Raw genomic sequence first — 15,236 nt, forward strand, 5'->3', positions numbered from 1 at the left:
TCCGGAACGGGACCACCGAACGCTTGATCGACGTTTCAGACTATCGAAAATGACCTGAAAGCGTCGTGAGAGGGGCGCCTGGCGGGCAACATCCGCTTCTGATCGTAGGGTGAGATGATCCGACCCCGGGAGGCGTCCGTGAAGTTGCAGAACCCGTTCCGCACGGCGCTCATCGCCACGCTCGGCGTCGGCGTCGGAATCCTGATCATCGGCGGCATCCAGACGCTGTCGACGATCCTGCTCTATGTCGGCACCGCGCTCTTCCTGGCGCTCGGACTCGACCCGGTGGTGTCGTGGCTCGAGCGACGCAAGCTTCCCCGCTGGGCGGCGCTCCTGATCACCTTCGCCGCGCTGCTCGCCGCCTTCGCGGGCATCATCCTCATGGTGATCCCGATCATCGTGACGCAGATCTCGCAGCTGGTCGCCGCTATCCAGGATCTCGTGACCGGCGGCCAGTGGGATCCCGTCACCGCGATCAAGGACTGGCTGACCACGACGTTCCCGCAGCTCGACGTCGACGAGCTGTTCCAGTACCTCTCCGACTGGTACGCCTCACTCGACATCGGCGCGATCGGCGGCTCGATCACCGAGTCGCTCATCACCATCGGCGGAACGATCATCAGCGGCTTCACCGGGGCGGTCATCGTCCTGATCCTCACGATCTACTTCACCGCGTCGACGCCGAGCCTCAAGGCCGCCGTCTACCAGCTCGTGCCGGCGTCGCGTCGCCCCCGCTTCATCGGGTTGTCCGAGCAGATCACCGCGTCGGTGGGCTTCTACGTCATGGGGCAGGTCTCGCTGGGCGTCATCAACGGTGTCCTCAGCGCCGTCTTCCTCAGCGTGATCGGTGCACCGTTCCCGGCGGTCCTCGCTGTGATCGCGTTCTTCTTCTCGCTGATCCCGTTGGTCGGAACGTTGACCGGCTCGGCGATCATCGTGCTCACGTGCCTGATCCCCGGACTGTCCGAACCGCAGACGGCCCTGTGGGCGGCGATCTGGTACATCGTGTACATGCAGGTCGAGGCGTACTTCATCTCGCCGCGCATCATGAACCGCGCCGTCTCGATCCCCGGCGCCGTCGTCGTGATCGCGGCACTCGCCGGAGCGGCGCTCGGGCAGCTGCTCGGCGCTCTCGTGGCGATCCCCGTCGCCGCGAGCATCCTGATCATCTACCGCCAGGTGGTCATCCCCCGGCAGAACGAGCGGTGATCAGGCGCTCGGCCACTCGTCGGCGAGCGGCAGGGCGTCGGGGTTCACCGCCGCGACGATCTCGGTCAGCACGCGTCGCGTCTGGTTCTCGCCCACCCACAGGTGCTTGCCGCCCTCCACGGCGATGAGAGTGGCCTGCGGGATCGACGCGAATCGCTCGCGCGCCTCGGCGGGGCGCAGGTAGTCGTCGAACTCGGGCACGACGATGACCACTCGGCGTGCGTCGCCCGCCCACGCGGCAACCTCGGCCGCGCTCGCGCGGTGCAGCGGCGGCGACAGGAGGATGATGCCCACCACGTCGTGGTCGCGGCCGTACTTCAGCGCCAGCTCGGTGCCGAAGGACCACCCCACCAGCCACGGACGCGGCAGGCCGCGCTCACGGACGAAGTCCATTGCGGCGGCGACGTCGAACGCTTCCGCGACTCCCCCGTCGAACGCGCCGTCGCTCGTGCCGCGCGGCGAGGTCGTGCCCCGGGTGTTGAACCGCAGCACGGCGAGGTCGGCGAGGGCGGGAAGCCGCCCCGCGGCCTTGCGCAGGATGTGCGAGTCCATGAAGCCGCCCGCGGTCGGAAGCGGATGCAGCGTCACCAGCGTCGCAGCCGGAGCCACACCCTCGGGGAGCGCGAGCTCGCCCACGAGGCGCAAGCCGTCTCTCGTGCGCAGTTCGATGTCTTCACGGTGAGCGGGCAGTTGCACGGGCCCGCGGATCTCGATCGTCATGCGATCCTCCAACATGCTGAGTGCCAGTGTCGGCGAGCCGCCAGGTCGGCGGCATCTCCGAGGACGCCATCGGCGCGCCAGGCCACCAGGTGCGCGACACCCACGCCGATCTGCCGACCGCATCCGGGGCATACGTACGTCTTCTGAGCCTGAACCGCCGAGATCGGCTGGACCGTCCACTCGGCGCCGCGGCGCGTCTCGCTGCGCTTCCAGCCACTGAGCAGGCGCTCGAGCGAGTCGTCCGGCGGGTCGGGACGGCGGCGGTGGGACCGGGGCATGAGAAGCCGGGTCACCACCAGTGATTGCTGGTCCAGAACGCGTGGGCGGCCGCCCAGCTCCCGTACCGCCCGACCGCGTAGCCGTTCGCCCACTGCAGGTTGTCGACCGGGTTGTAGCCGCTGCCCGGGACCTTGCTGCAGGGATATGCCTGCACGAGACCGCATGCCCCGGATGACGCGTTCGTCGCGTTGGGATTCCAGCCGCTCTCGCGCGAGACGATGTAGTCGACGTAGCCCCAGTCGCTCTCAGGGATGCCGGCGGCAGTCAGCCATTCGGTCGACGAGCCGCCACCCGAGTACCGCACGGAGGCTGAGGGCGCCGCGCCGGCACCGTCGCTCTCACCCTCCGGGGTGGGCGTCGGGGTCGGTGTCGGCGTCGGCTTCGGGGTGACGTAGACGGTGAACCCGCTGCGGTCGAGGGCGACGGCGGCATCCGGTTGCGCGGCGTTCGGAAGCGCCTGCGCGTCGCCGCGCGACGCGGCCCAGAGCGAGACCACCTCCGCCGGCTTCTCCTGCGCGACTGCCAGGCTCGACCCGAGCGGCGCGAGCGCTCCGCCCGCCATGCCGGCCGCGGCGAGAGCGGCGAAGACCGCCACGACGCCCCGGCGGCGCGACCAGCGCGGACCGGCACCGGCGGCACGGGCGCTCTGACGGGCGACCTCGGTCGAGGTGCGCTGAGTCAGTTCGGAGCCCGGAGTCACAATGTCCTCGAGTTTAGCGACCGGGTCGCGTTGTCTCCATCCGGCATCACCCGATGGCGAGGATGACCGACACGACGGCGTCCAGAACGGCATCCACCTGCGCCTCGCGGTAGCCGCCGCGCTGCATGCGGAAAGCCACTGTGCGCACCTGCTCGACCGTCAGGGTCTCACCGGATTCCAGGTAGCGCGCGATGCGGTCGGCCACCTTGTCGACCTCGTCGATCCGGTATCCGTACGACAGAGCACCGACGCGGTCGAACCGCTCTCGCTCGGGGCGCGACAGCCGGTCGAGGACTTCTTGCGCCAGATTGCGCGAGCGACCGACCCAGGCGCGCGCACCGGCACGCGACAGCGCATACTCGCGTTCCCGGGCAGCGAAGGCATCCTCGATACGGCCGACGGCGGCGTCGACCGCGGAGATCGCGTACCCACCGCGAACCACGGGAAAGGCGGTGCGCCGGATCTCGGCCGAGTCGAGGTCGCTGTCATCGGGCGAGGCCTCGAAGGCGCCGCGGGCGCGCTCCAGGAAGGCATCCACGGCCTCGCGGTCGTAGCCCTTGCTGCGTCCCGGAGCGTCCGGGAAAGGAGTCGAGGCGACAGCCGTCTCGGTCGAGGTCATGACACCACCCAGGGAGAGAGCACGTGGAACAGGATGAGCGCGACGACGGAGGAAGGCAGAATCGAATCGAGCCGATCGAGCACGCCGCCATGCCCCGGCAGCCACGAGCTCATGTCCTTGATGCCCAGATCGCGCTTGATCATGGATTCGGCGAGATCGCCGACGGTCGCCGACCCGAGGATCAAGAGGCCCATCACGACGCCGGTCCAGATGGGCAGGTCGAGAAGCAGCCAGGCGAAACCGACCGCGACGGCCACCGCCACGACCGCGGCACCGACGAGGCCTTCCCAGGTCTTCTTCGGGCTGATGCGCGGCGCCATCGGGTGCTTTCCGAAAGCGAGCCCGGCGGCGTAAGCGCCGGTGTCGGCGCCCACGACGATCGCGATCATCGCAAGCACCCAGAACTCGCCGCCATCTTGGCGGAGCAGGATCAGCAGCAGACTTCCGAGGAACGGCACGTAGAGCTGCACGAATCCGCTGATGAGCACGTCGCTCAGCACATCGCCGTAGCGGCGCGACTCCGCCGAGGCCATCTGCGCGAGCAGACGCCACACGATGACGACGACGACGGCGGCGAAGACGACCACCCAGTGCGTGCCGGGGTCGAGGAAATATCCGGTGGCCAGCACCGCCGCGCCCGCCACGAGCTGCGGCACGACGTCTACGCGGCGCCCAGCCGCCTGCAACGCACGGACGAACTCGAAGACGGCCAGCAACGCCACCGGCACCGCGAAAAGCAGGAACACCCACTTCACGAAGATGAGCGACCCCACCACAACGGCGCCGATCGCGAGCCCGATGAGGATCGCGAGGAACAGGTTGCGGCCCGTCCGCGCGTTGATGCGCTCGTTCGCCTGCTCGAAGTCGGCGCGGGCACGACCGATCTGCTGCTCGAACTCGGAGCGCGCCGCGCGCACCTGGTTGTGGAACGCCGAATCGCCGTGCTCCCGCGAGCGGTGTCGCTCGCGTTCGGAAGCCGGCGGGACGTCGTCACCCGGTACGCTCATGCGGCTCAGACCTCGAGAAGCTCGGCCTCTTTGCGCTTGAGAGCCTCGTCGATCAGGTCGACGTGTGCTCGCGTGAGAACGTCGAGCTCCTTCTCGGCGCGCACCAGCTCGTCCTCGCCGACGTCGCTCTTGAGCGCGTCGAGCTCGTCCTTGGACTTCCGACGGATGCCGCGCAGGTGGACCTTGTGGTCCTCCCCCTTCGACCGCACGAGCTTGACGTACTCCTTGCGGCGCTCCTCCGTCAGCTCGGGCATCGTGACGCGCACGAGGTTGCCGTCGTTGGTGGGGTTCACGCCCAGGTTCGGGGTGTCGCGGATGGCCTGCTCGATCGCCTTCAGCGCCGACTTGTCGTAGGGCGTCACGATGATCGTGCGCGCCTCCGGGTTGTTCAGCGACGCCAGCTGCGCGAGCGGCGTCGGCGAGCCGTAGTAGTCGACGAGGATCTTCTGAAACAGCGCCGTGTTCGCGCGTCCGGTGCGAACGGTGGAGAAGTCCTCCTTCGCCGCCTCGACAGCGCGCTGCATGCGGGTTTTCGTGTCAGCGAGGATCTCGGGGATCACCGTCACTCCAATTCGTCGGTACGTCCGGTCAAGTCTAGTCTGCGGTGCGTCGGAGCTCAGACGCTCACGAGCGTGCCGATGGAATCCCCCAGCAGCGCGCGCGTCACGTTGCCGCGCGGCTCCATGCCGAACACCCGCATGTCGATGCCGTTGTCCATGCACAGGCTGAACGCGGTCGAGTCGACCACCTTGAGGCCGCGCTGCAGCGCTTCGCCGTAGGTGATCGCGTCGATGCGCTCGGCGGTCGGGTCGATCTTCGGGTCGGCGGTGTAGACGGCGTCGACGCCGTTCTTGGCCACCAGCACCTCGTCGGCCTTGATCTCGAGGGCGCGCTGCGCGGCGACAGTGTCGGTGGAGAAGTAGGGCAGGCCGGCACCGGCACCGAAGATGACGACGCGGCCCTTCTCCATGTGGCGCTCGGCGCGCCGCGGGATGTAGGGCTCGGCGACCTGCGTCATCGAGATGGCGGACTGCACGCGCGTGGCGGCACCGGCCTGCTCCAGGAAGTCCTGTAGAGCCAGAGCGTTCATGACGGTGCCGAGCATGCCCATGTAGTCGGCGCGCCCACGGTCCATTCCGCGCTGGCTGAGCTCGGCGCCGCGGAAGAAGTTGCCGCCGCCGACGACGATCGCGATCTCGACACGATCGACGGCCTCAGCGATCTCACGGGCGATCTGGCCGACGACGTCGGGGTTCACCCCGAGCTGGCCCGCGCCGAACGCCTCGCCCGACAGCTTCAGCAGGACGCGACGGCGCCCGGTCTTCTCGTTGTTCATCGTGTCCCTCTCGTCGCTGTGTTGCAGAGTATCGCCCGCTCGGGCATGGAAAAGGCCCGCATCCGTGGATGCGGGCCTTTTCGGTGATTACGCGCCGACCTTGAAGCGGGCGAAATCGGTGATCGTGATGCCGGCGTCCTTCGCGACCTGGGCGACGGACTGCTTGTTGTCCTTCGCGTAGTCCTGGTCGAGCAGAGCGACCTGCTTGAAGAACGCGCCGACGCGGCCTTCGACGATCTTCGGGAGCGCGGCCTCGGGCTTGCCCTCGTTGCGGGAGATCTCCGTGACGATCTCGCGCTCCTTCTCGACGTCGGCCTCGGGCACGTCCTCGCGCGAGAGGTAGCTCGGGTTCGCGAACGAGATGTGCTGCGCGATCGAGCGAGCGGTCTCGGCGTCCGAGCCCGAGTACGCCACCACGACACCGATCTGCGGGGGCAGGTCCTTGCTGGTCTTGTGGAGGTAGATCTCGAACGCGTCGCCGGTGAGCGTGCGCACGCGGCGGAGCTCGACCTTCTCGCCGATGATGGCGGCCTCATCGTTGATGAGCTGCTCGATGGTCTGGCCCGACGCGTCAGCGGCGAGAGCGGCCTCGACCGAGTCGGCGGATGCCGCAGCGGCGGCGTCGGCGACCTTGTCGGCCAGCGCGATGAAACGGTCGTTCTTCGCGACGAAGTCGGTCTCGCACGCGAGCTCGACGAGGGTGACCTTTCCGTCCTGCTCGCGGGCGACGATGAGGCCCTCGCTCGTGGAGCGGTCGGCGCGCTTGGCGTTGCCCTTCGCACCCTTCAGGCGCAGGATCTCGACGGCCTTCTCGACGTCGCCGTCGGCCTCTTCGAGAGCCTTCTTGGTGTCGACCATTCCGGTGCCGAGCTGCTCGCGCAGAGCCTTGATGTCGGCGATGGTGAAGTTTGCCATGAGTGGCGGCTCCTTCTGTCTCTGGGAAATCTCGTGGATGCCGATCGGCGCGGCCGGGCTCAGCCGCGGCCGCGCCGATCGTAGCGGGTCAAGAAGACGCGCTGATTACTTCTCGGTCGCCTCGGCGGCGTCGGCCTCGGCCGGAGCCTCGGTCTCGGCCTGAGCCTCGGCACCGGCCTCGTCGGCGGGCGTCTCGGTGGCGGCCACCTCGGCGGCAGCACCCTCGACAGCAGCGACCTCGGCGGCAGCACCCTCGGCGGGAGCGGTCTCGAGCAGCTCGCGCTCCCAGTCCGCCAGCGGCTCGGCCTCGGCCGACTCGTCGGACGGCTGGTGGCGCTGGATCAGGCCCTCAGCGGCGGCGTCGGCGACGATGCGCGTGAGCAGGCTCACCGAGCGGATGGCGTCGTCGTTGCCGGGGATCGGGTACTGGAACTCGTCGGGGTCGGCGTTCGTGTCGAGGATGCCGATCACGGGGATGCCGAGCTTCTTGGCCTCGTCGATGGCGAGGTGCTCGCGCTTGGCGTCGACGACCCAGATAGCCGAGGGCGTCTTCTGGAGGTTGCGGATGCCGCCGAGCGACTTGTGCAGCTTGTCGAGCTCGCGCTTCTTGAGCAGCAGCTCCTTCTTCGTGAAGCCGCTCGCAGCGGGGTTCTCGAAGTCGAGTTCCTCGAGCTCCTTCATGCGGGCGAGTCGCTTCGACACCGTCTGGAAGTTGGTCAGCAGACCACCGAGCCAGCGCTGGTTCACGTAGGGCTGGCCGACGCGCGTCGCCTGCTCGGCGATGACTTCCTGGGCCTGCTTCTTGGTGCCGACGAAGAGGATGGTGCCGCCGTGGGCGACCGTCTCCTTGACGTACTCGTAGGCACGGTCGATGTACGACAGCGACTGCTGCAGGTCGATGATGTGGATGCCCGAGCGCTCGGTCAGGATGAAGCGCTTGACTTTCGGGTTCCAACGGCGGGTCTGGTGCCCGAAGTGGACGCCGCTGTCGAGCAGCTGGCGAATGGTGACGACGGCCATGGCCGTTCTCCTTCTGTTTCGGTTGCTGTCCGGGCCGACGGCCCGGTGTCCTGGCGCCCGACGCACTTCCGCTCGCCGCCGGAGCGGGAGACCTGGGGAAGATGCGCCATGATCCGGTGAGCCGGTCACTGTGGGCACGCGTAGTCACCCCGACGAGCGAGGTGCCGTCCCAGTGTAGCAGTCACGACCCTCCTCCCCCGGCGAGGGCGAAGCCTCAGTCGTCCACCGATCTCCGCTGCGCAGAACACCATCTCGGCGCCGCGGCCAGACTCGCCCCGTGACCTCCCTTCGCCGCCGCCTCGTCGCTCTCGGCGTCCTGCTGCTGACGCTGAGCGCGGGCCCACCCGCCGCCGAGGCTCGGGATGACGCGGGCGACGGCGTCCACACATCCGCTCGCTGGGAGTATCCGCTCGCCGGCGCGGCGCTCATCCGAGGGTTCGAAGCGCCGGCTCACGAGTACGGACCCGGTCACCGCGGAATCGATCTGCGTTCCGGCGGCGGCGACGTCGTCATCGCTCCCGCAGCCGGGACGATCGCATTCGCGGGCCCCGTCGCCGGACGCCCGGTTGTGACGATCGATCACGGCGGTGGGCTGGTCTCCAGCCTCGAGCCGGTCGAGACGACGCTCACGCCGGGCAGTGCAGTCGCCACCGGCGACCCGATCGGCACGCTTTCACCCGAGGGTCACACCGGTCCCGGCACGCTCCACCTCGGCGCGCGCCTCGACGGCGCCTACATCAACCCGCTGCTGCTGCTCGCCGAGGTGCCGCGCCCGATCCTCCTGCCGTGCTGCTGACGTCAGTCGGGACGGATGTCGTTGCGATCGCCGGCCTGTTCGACCGAGCCCAGCCGGTCGGCGTGCACCCGGTTGTCGTTGCCCGCCACCGACACCGCGCTGATCTCGTCCCCATCGATGGCGTTGCGGTCGCCCGCCACGCTGAGCGAGCCGATCACGTCGGCGTCGATGTCGGCGGCTTGGCCCGTGATCTCGAGGGTGTTCACGTCGGCGAGATCGACCTCGACCCGGTCGCCGCGCACGACCACCGTCGTGACTCGGGCGTCCGACAGATCGACATCGAGACCCGCGCCCTCGATCTCCACCCGATCGCACTCGCCGGTGAACGAAAGATCGATGTCGGAGCCGCGCAGGGCCACGACGCCGGCGATGCACATGGACAGGTCGGACCCGCCTGTCGACGGCGAGGAGGACGGCGTTGCCGGTTGCGGGCTCACCGGGGCTGGCGCCGTCGCCGACGCGTCCGACGGTGCACTCGGCCGGACCACGCGGTCCGGTGCATCATCCGCCGGGACGCAGGCGGTCAGGGCGAACACGACGCCGACGGCGCCGAACCAGACGAGCGCTCTTCTCATGCCTCCACGCTAGGCCCGCGGCGACACGTCGCGCCATCCGGCGCTGGCCACATCAGGCTCGCGGGTGCGCTTGACGGTATGCGGCGGCGAGACGCTCGCCCGAGACGTGGGTGTAGATCTGGGTGGTGCCGAGACTGGCGTGTCCCAGGATCTCCTGAACGGCGCGGAGGTCCGCGCCGCCGTCGAGCAGGTGAGTGGCGGCCGAATGCCGCAGCGTGTGCGGCCCCGCGGTCTCTGCCCCTAAGGCGGGCGCGACGCGTTCGGCGACGACCGCGTAGACCGCGCGGGGCCCGAGGCGGCCGCCTCGAGCACCGAGGAAGAGGGCGGCCGCCTCGGATATCGGGCGCTCGGGCGCGCGTGCCGCCAGCACCGGGCGCCCGCGGACGAGGTATGCCTGCAGGGCGGCGAACGCCGGCCCGCCGACGGGAACGATGCGTTCCCGGTCGCCCTTCCCCGTCACCCGGGCCGTGCGCCGGCCGTCGTCGACGTCGTCGACATCGAGCCCGCACAGCTCCGACACCCGGATGCCGCTGGCATAGAGCACCTCGAGGACTGCATGGTCTCGGAGCAGGATCGGGTCGCCGTTCGCCGCGCCCGCCCGGAGGGCGTCGAGGACGCCGGCGAGGGCATCGGCGGTGGCGACCCGGGGAAGCGTCCGCCCCTTCTTGGGCGATGCCAACCGCAGGGCGGGGTCGGCGCCGAGCATGCCGCGCTCGGTCGCCCAGGCGAAGAAGCCGCGGGCAGTCGCCGTCCGGCGTGCCAACGTCGAGCGCGCGTCGCCCCGTTCGCTCGCCCGCCAGATCCAGTCGCGCAGAGTGTCGATGTCCACCTCGGCGAGATCGATATCACCCGCCGCATCCGAGAGATCGGCGAGGTCCGACAGATACGCGCGCACCGTGTGCTCGGACAGGCGACGCACACGCGAGAGGTGCTCGCCGTAGGCCGACGCCGCCGCGGAGATGCGCATGCCACCAGCATGACGGAAGGCTCGATCGCGACGCCGGAATGGTGCGGTGCGCCGTCGCTCAGGGCATCCCGCGTCGCCAGCCGCGCGCATCGGAGACGACGCGGCCGTCAAGCGCAAGCAGACCGAGCAGGGAGCTCACCCGGTCGGCTTCGACGCCCGAGCGACGAGCCACCTCGGCGACGTCGCGGGGTGAGCGCGGGCTGAGCGCGTCGATGACCCGCGTGGTGTCGTCGGTCCGGTCCATCGGAGTTTCCATCGTCTTTGCTGCGACATCCCACCCCACGAGCTCTCGGACGTCGTCGGCGCTGGTGATGCAGCGGCCGTCGTAGTCGCGCAGGATCCGGTGGCATCCCGCCGATGCGGCCGACGTCACCGGACCCGGCACGGCGCCGAGCGGCCGGCCGAGCGCTGCAGCATGTCCCGCCGTGTTCAGCGACCCCGAGCGCCACCCCGCCTCGACCACGACCGTGGCGTCTGCGAGGGCGGCGATCAGCCGGTTGCGCTGCAAGAACCGCCACTTCGTGGGGGCCGTGCCGCAGGGCACCTCGCTCAGGACGACGCCCTGCCGCGACAGGTTCGCCAGCAGATCGGCGTGACCGGCGGGGTAGGACTTCTCGACCCCGCCCGCGAGTACCGCGATACCGCGGCCCTCCACCGCGACGCACGCGCGGTGCGCGGCCGCGTCGATGCCCACCGCGGCACCCGACACGATGGTCGCTCCCCCGGCGGCAAGCTCTCCCGCCAGTTCGGCCGCGACGCGCACGCCGTACGCCGTGGCGGCTCGGGCGCCCACGAGCGCCACCGCCGCGGCTGCCTCCGGTAGTGCGTCGAGCCGGCCGCGGACCCACAGCGCGGGTGGAGCGTGCACCCCGAGGTCATCGAGCCGGACCGGCCACGCCTCGTCGCCGGGCACCACCAACTGCGCCCCGATACGGCGCGCGAGTTCGAGCGGGTACGGGTGGTCGTCGCGCCGCGGTAGCCACCGCGCACGCGCTCGACGCCAGTCCCGTTCGGACAGCTCGGGGATGTCCGGCACGGAGCCGTCGCTGAGCGCGAGGTCGAGGGCCGCCGCCGCGCCCCGTCGAGCAATCACCAGCCCCGCCACGCCGTCTCCCGGTTCGGTGAGCACCGACCATCGCGCACGCGCATACCGCTCCACCTCGTCGGCGCCGGCTCCTGATGCCGGCGCGAGGGCAGCCACCACCTCGCGCGCCCGCTGCCCCAGAGACGAGGTCATCGATCGACCCCCTTCTTGAGGAACAGCGCACGGCCGACATCGTCGAGGGTGAGCCGATCGTGACCGGCGAGGTCGGCGACCGACCATGCAACCCGTAGCACCCGGTCGTAGCCGCGCAATGTCAGTGCACCGCGATGCAAGGCGGCATCCAGCGGCGCTCGAACGTCGCGTGCGGGTGCGAGCGGTCCGTCGCGCAACCACGATCCGGCGACCTGCGCGTTCGTGCGCCATGGGGTGGCGCGCAACCGCTCGGCGGCGCGGAGTCGCGCACCTGCGACCTGTTCGCGGGCTGCGGAGGAGGACAGCCCGCCGGTTCCGGCGGTGGCGAGGTCGGCCAGCGAGACCCGGTTCAGCGCGAGTTCGATGTCGATGCGGTCGAGGAGCGGGCCGGAAAGACGCCCGAGGTATCGGCGGATCGCGAGCGACGGGCACGAGCAGCTTCCGCCTCGAACACCGTACTGTCCGCACGGGCACGGGTTCGTGGCGAGCACCAGCTGGAATCGCGCCGGAAGCGTCGCGCGGAACCCCGCCCGATGGATCTCGATCGCACCCGACTCGAGCGGTTGCCGCAACGAGTCGAGCGCGTGAGCGCCGTACTCTCCCGCCTCATCGAGGAAGAGCACACCGCCACTCGCGCGGGCGATCGCTCCCGGGCGCAGCATGCGGCTTCCGCCCCCGACGAGCGCGGCAACACTGACGCTGTGGTGCGGCGCCTCGAACGGGGGCACGCGGCTGAGGTGATCGACGGCCGAGCCCGACAACGAGCGGATCGACGCCACCTGCAGCGCGGTCTCGTCGTCGAGCGGCGGCAGGATGCCCGGCAGACGACGCGCGAGCATCGTCTTGCCGGCGCCGGGAGGCCCGGTCATGAGCAGGTGGTGCCCGCCGGCCGCCGCGACCACGACGGCCGCGACCGCTTCCTCCTGACCGCGGATGTCCGCGAGGTCCGCGGCCGGAGGCTCCTCTTCCGGCGGCGGCGGGACGGCGGTGTCGCTGCTCTCGGCTACGTCGTCGACGTCGATGTCGAGCCCGTGCCAGCGCGCGACCGCGCCGAGGGACCGGCATCCGACCACGCGGATGCCGTCGACCAGCGCGGCTTCGCGGCGGCAGGCCTCGGGAACGATGACCGTCCGGTGGCCCGCACGGGCCGCCGCGATGACGGCGGGCAGCACTCCCGGCACGGGGCGCAGCCGTCCATCCAGCGCGAGCTCGCCGATGTGGACCGTGCCGGCCAGGGATGCGGCATCCAGGGGCAGTTCGGTCGCGAGCGCGGCGATCGCGATGGCGAGGTCGAATCCCGATCCCTGCTTGGGCAGGCTGGCAGGCGACAGGTTCACCGTCACGCGCCGACGCGACAGCGGCAGACCGCTGTTCGCACACGCGTTGTGCACGCGCTGCTGCGCCTCGGCGAGGGCGCGGTCGGCGAGCCCGACGATGCGGAACGCGGGCGTCTGGTTGGACAGGTCGGCCTCCACCTCGACGAGATCGCCGACCAGGCCGGTCAACGCGACCGCCCAGGTGCGTCCGACGCTCATCGGAGGTCCTCGAGATGCTCCACACGGGCCGTCGCGACGTCTTCGCCGGTGATGCCGATGACGTCCAGTCGCACCCGGCGCCCTCGGACGCGCTCCGGATACGCCGCGATCCACGCGCATGCCAGCCGCCACAGCCGGTCCTTCTTGCGGTCATCCACCGCCTCGAACGGGTGACCGAAGCCGTCGCTGCGCCGGGTCTTCACCTCGACGATCACCAGCTCATCACGCGTTCCCGCGACGATGTCGATCTCACCCTGCCGATGTCGCCAGTTGCGATCGAGGATGTCGTACCCGCGGTCGGTCAGATGGCGCGCGGCGCGTTCCTCGCCCGCGCGGCCCCGTTCGTCCTTCGCTGCCATGCCAGCACTCTGGCGTGCCGACGGTCGGCGCCTGTGTCGTCCTCAGCCGATCGGGGAGCGATCGCCGCGGGACGTCACTGGGGAGGAGCCGCGCTCAGCTGTCGAGCGACAGCTCGTCGGGCAGCTCGAAATCGCGCCGCTGCAGCTCTTCGACGTTCACGTCCTTGAAGGTCAGCACACGGACGGACTTCACGAAGCGATCGGCGCGGTAGATGTCCCACACCCACACGTCCTTCATGGTGAGCTCGAAGTAGAAGTCGTGCTCGGTGTCGCGGCGGACGACATTGACGTCGTTGGCGAGGTAGAAGCGGCGCTCGGTCTCGATCACGTACTGGAACTGCGACACGACGTCGCGATACTCCTTGTAGAGCGCCAGCTCCAGTTCGCGGTCGTAGTCTTCGAAGACTTCGTCATCCATGGTCCCTCCATCCTAGGCGGCGCCGGAGGGCGGACGAGCCTCAGAACAGCGTCGGAGCATCAGCGATCGCCCACGACGCACGGTGATGACCGCTCAGCCCGTGCGAACGGATCGCCTCGCGGTGCACCGCGCTGGCGTAGCCCTTGTTGCGGGCCCATTCGTACACGGGGGTCTCGTCGTGGAGCGCGGTCATGTGCGCGTCGCGAGCCACCTTCGCGATGACCGAGGCAGCCGCCGCGCTCGCGCAGTCGCGGTCGGCCTTCACGATCGTCTGGATCGTCAGGCCGGGTCCGGCGACCGGTGAGACGTAGTCGTGGTTGCCGTCGAGGATGACCACGGCGTCCGAGGCCATCGGGTCGACGCCGGTGAGTCCCGCGAGCGCGCGAACGGCGGCGAGCCCGAGAGCCCGGATGATCCCGCGCTCGTCGATCTCCGCCGGGGTGGCCCACCCCACCGCGGAGTCCACGACCCAGCCCGCCGCACGCTCCGCCAGCGCCGGGCGACGCAGCTCGGTCACCAGTTTCGAGTCGCGCAACCCGTCGGGGATGCGGCGTCGCGCACAACGCGCGTCCAGCACCGCGGCACCCACCGCGACCGGCCCGGCCAGTGCTCCGCGGCCGACCTCGTCGAGGGCGATGACGAACGCGTGCTCACGCAGCAGCCGTCGCTCGACGGTCAGCCGAGGAGCGACGACGGTCATCGGGCGTCGGGGGCCGGAACGCCGGCGAACACGTCGTGATGGAAATCGATGCCGCCGAAACGGTCGAGGGGCCATGTGATGAGGAACGCACGGCCGACGACGTTGTCGAGGGGCACGAACCCTTGCGAGGGCTGGTCCTGGTTGTAGCGCGAGTCACGCGAGTGATCGCGGTTGTCGCCGAGGACCCACAGCGAGTCGTCGGGCACCACGACGTCGAAAGGGACTTCCTGCGGCGCCGACTGTCCATCGGCGAGAGCGACGTAGGGCCGCTCGTCGACGGGGACGCCGTTGACGGTGATCTGCCCGACCGCGTTGCAGCAGACGACGTGGTCACCCGGCATCCCGATGATGCGCTTGATCAGGTGGTCCTTGCTATCGGGCGCCGACAGCCCGACCACCGACAGTACCCAGTCCACGCCCTCGACGACGGGCGGACGGACCGGCTCGACGGTCGGCGGAAGCCACCCGCCCGGATCGCGGAAGACGACCACGTCGCCCCGCTCGTAGCCGCCGAATCGCGGGGTGAGCTGATCGACGAGGATCCGGTCGTCCTCGCGCAGAGTCTGTTCCATCGAGCCGGAGGGGATGTAGAACGATCGGACGAGGAACGTTTTGACCAGGAACGACACGACGAGCGCGATCGCGACGATGACGAGCACGTCGCGGACCAGCAGCCACAGCCGACGCGAACGCGAACGCGCGGGCGCCGGTGCCGACGCGGCAAGGTCATCGGTGGTCATACTCGCCTCTCATCCGACTCACCCGCCGGGGAGCCCATCCCAGGGTCGCACATTCCGTGCGTTTCACCGTCCGCCGCGCGACGGAACGACGGATGCCCCGAGCC

The 15,236-nt window shown here is 70.0% G+C and carries 19 protein-coding genes; 2 read left to right on the forward strand and 17 right to left on the reverse strand.

Annotated elements, in window-relative coordinates:
- The first annotated feature begins 138 nt into the window (after window positions 1-138).
- Window positions 139-1,209 carry an AI-2E family transporter gene (locus PUW82_RS09715; RefSeq protein WP_274222094.1) on the forward strand — a complete coding sequence of 357 codons (1,071 nt, stop codon included), beginning with the start codon at window positions 139-141 and terminating at the stop codon, window positions 1,207-1,209.
- Here PUW82_RS09715 and PUW82_RS09720 read toward each other — a convergent pair whose 3' ends face one another.
- The 9 genes from PUW82_RS09720 to rpsB form a co-directional block, all read right to left on the reverse strand.
- Window positions 1,210-1,929, reverse strand: coding sequence for an alpha/beta hydrolase (locus PUW82_RS09720; RefSeq protein WP_274222095.1), 720 nt, complete (start codon window positions 1,927-1,929; stop codon window positions 1,210-1,212). It lies immediately after the preceding gene.
- A complete protein-coding gene (locus PUW82_RS09725) occupies window positions 1,926-2,207 on the reverse strand; it encodes an Rv1322 family protein (protein ID WP_274222096.1) in 282 nt (93 codons plus the stop codon). The genes PUW82_RS09720 and PUW82_RS09725 overlap by 4 nt, the downstream gene beginning before the upstream one ends.
- An 11-nt stretch (window positions 2,208-2,218) precedes the next feature.
- Entirely contained in the window at window positions 2,219-2,908 is a 690-nt protein-coding gene (locus PUW82_RS09730; RefSeq protein WP_274222097.1) for an aggregation-promoting factor C-terminal-like domain-containing protein, read from the reverse strand.
- Between the two features lie 46 nt (window positions 2,909-2,954).
- Window positions 2,955-3,527 (reverse strand): DivIVA domain-containing protein, encoded by a 573-nt coding sequence (locus tag PUW82_RS09735; RefSeq protein WP_274222098.1) that lies wholly within the window; start codon window positions 3,525-3,527, stop codon window positions 2,955-2,957.
- Window positions 3,524-4,534, reverse strand: coding sequence for a phosphatidate cytidylyltransferase (locus PUW82_RS09740; RefSeq protein WP_274222099.1), 1,011 nt, complete (start codon window positions 4,532-4,534; stop codon window positions 3,524-3,526). The genes PUW82_RS09735 and PUW82_RS09740 overlap by 4 nt, the downstream gene beginning before the upstream one ends.
- A gap of 5 nt (window positions 4,535-4,539) precedes the next feature.
- Window positions 4,540-5,094, reverse strand: coding sequence for a ribosome recycling factor (gene frr, locus PUW82_RS09745; RefSeq protein ID WP_274222943.1), 555 nt, complete (start codon window positions 5,092-5,094; stop codon window positions 4,540-4,542).
- A gap of 56 nt (window positions 5,095-5,150) precedes the next feature.
- Window positions 5,151-5,870: a UMP kinase gene (gene pyrH / locus PUW82_RS09750; RefSeq protein WP_274222100.1), complete on the reverse strand. Its 720-nt coding sequence runs from the start codon at window positions 5,868-5,870 to the stop codon at window positions 5,151-5,153.
- An 87-nt stretch (window positions 5,871-5,957) separates the two neighbouring features.
- Window positions 5,958-6,785, reverse strand: a complete 828-nt coding sequence (gene tsf / locus PUW82_RS09755) for a translation elongation factor Ts (RefSeq protein ID WP_274222101.1) — start codon at window positions 6,783-6,785, stop codon at window positions 5,958-5,960.
- Window positions 6,786-6,890: 105 nt separating this feature from the next.
- Window positions 6,891-7,805, reverse strand: a complete 915-nt coding sequence (gene rpsB, locus PUW82_RS09760; protein WP_274222102.1) for a 30S ribosomal protein S2 — start codon at window positions 7,803-7,805, stop codon at window positions 6,891-6,893.
- 277 nt (window positions 7,806-8,082) lie between these two features.
- Between rpsB and PUW82_RS09765 the strand changes: the two genes are divergently transcribed.
- Window positions 8,083-8,601, forward strand: coding sequence for a murein hydrolase activator EnvC family protein (locus PUW82_RS09765; protein WP_274222103.1), 519 nt, complete (start codon window positions 8,083-8,085; stop codon window positions 8,599-8,601).
- 2 nt (window positions 8,602-8,603) lie between these two features.
- On the opposite strand, the gene PUW82_RS09770 is transcribed toward PUW82_RS09765, so the two are convergent.
- The 8 genes from PUW82_RS09770 to lepB all read right to left on the reverse strand — a co-directional run bounded on the left by PUW82_RS09770 (window position 8,604) and on the right by lepB (window position 15,132).
- A complete protein-coding gene (locus PUW82_RS09770; RefSeq protein WP_274222104.1) occupies window positions 8,604-9,176 on the reverse strand; it encodes a DUF3060 domain-containing protein in 573 nt (190 codons plus the stop codon).
- 52 nt (window positions 9,177-9,228) lie between these two features.
- The gene (locus tag PUW82_RS09775) at window positions 9,229-10,143 is read right to left on the reverse strand and encodes a tyrosine recombinase XerC (RefSeq protein WP_274222105.1); all 915 of its coding nucleotides are present in this window, start codon (window positions 10,141-10,143) and stop codon (window positions 9,229-9,231) included.
- A gap of 58 nt (window positions 10,144-10,201) precedes the next feature.
- The gene (gene dprA / locus PUW82_RS09780; RefSeq protein WP_274222106.1) at window positions 10,202-11,380 is read right to left on the reverse strand and encodes a DNA-processing protein DprA; all 1,179 of its coding nucleotides are present in this window, start codon (window positions 11,378-11,380) and stop codon (window positions 10,202-10,204) included.
- The gene (locus PUW82_RS09785) at window positions 11,377-12,915 is read right to left on the reverse strand and encodes a YifB family Mg chelatase-like AAA ATPase (protein ID WP_274222107.1); all 1,539 of its coding nucleotides are present in this window, start codon (window positions 12,913-12,915) and stop codon (window positions 11,377-11,379) included. Before PUW82_RS09785 ends, dprA begins: the two co-directional genes overlap by 4 nt.
- Window positions 12,912-13,274 carry a YraN family protein gene (locus PUW82_RS09790; RefSeq protein ID WP_274222108.1) on the reverse strand — a complete coding sequence of 121 codons (363 nt, stop codon included), beginning with the start codon at window positions 13,272-13,274 and terminating at the stop codon, window positions 12,912-12,914. Before PUW82_RS09790 ends, PUW82_RS09785 begins: the two co-directional genes overlap by 4 nt.
- Before the next feature lie 94 nt (window positions 13,275-13,368).
- Window positions 13,369-13,692, reverse strand: coding sequence for a DUF2469 family protein (locus tag PUW82_RS09795; protein WP_178009393.1), 324 nt, complete (start codon window positions 13,690-13,692; stop codon window positions 13,369-13,371).
- A 40-nt stretch (window positions 13,693-13,732) separates the two neighbouring features.
- Window positions 13,733-14,392, reverse strand: a complete 660-nt coding sequence (gene rnhB / locus PUW82_RS09800) for a ribonuclease HII (RefSeq protein ID WP_274222109.1) — start codon at window positions 14,390-14,392, stop codon at window positions 13,733-13,735.
- Window positions 14,389-15,132 carry a signal peptidase I gene (lepB, locus tag PUW82_RS09805; RefSeq protein ID WP_274222110.1) on the reverse strand — a complete coding sequence of 248 codons (744 nt, stop codon included), beginning with the start codon at window positions 15,130-15,132 and terminating at the stop codon, window positions 14,389-14,391. Before lepB ends, rnhB begins: the two co-directional genes overlap by 4 nt.
- Window positions 15,133-15,236 lie beyond the last annotated feature (104 nt).

It is taken from the genome of Microbacterium thalli (assembly GCF_028737325.1).
In the GTDB taxonomy this organism is placed as follows: domain Bacteria; phylum Actinomycetota; class Actinomycetes; order Actinomycetales; family Microbacteriaceae; genus Microbacterium; species Microbacterium thalli.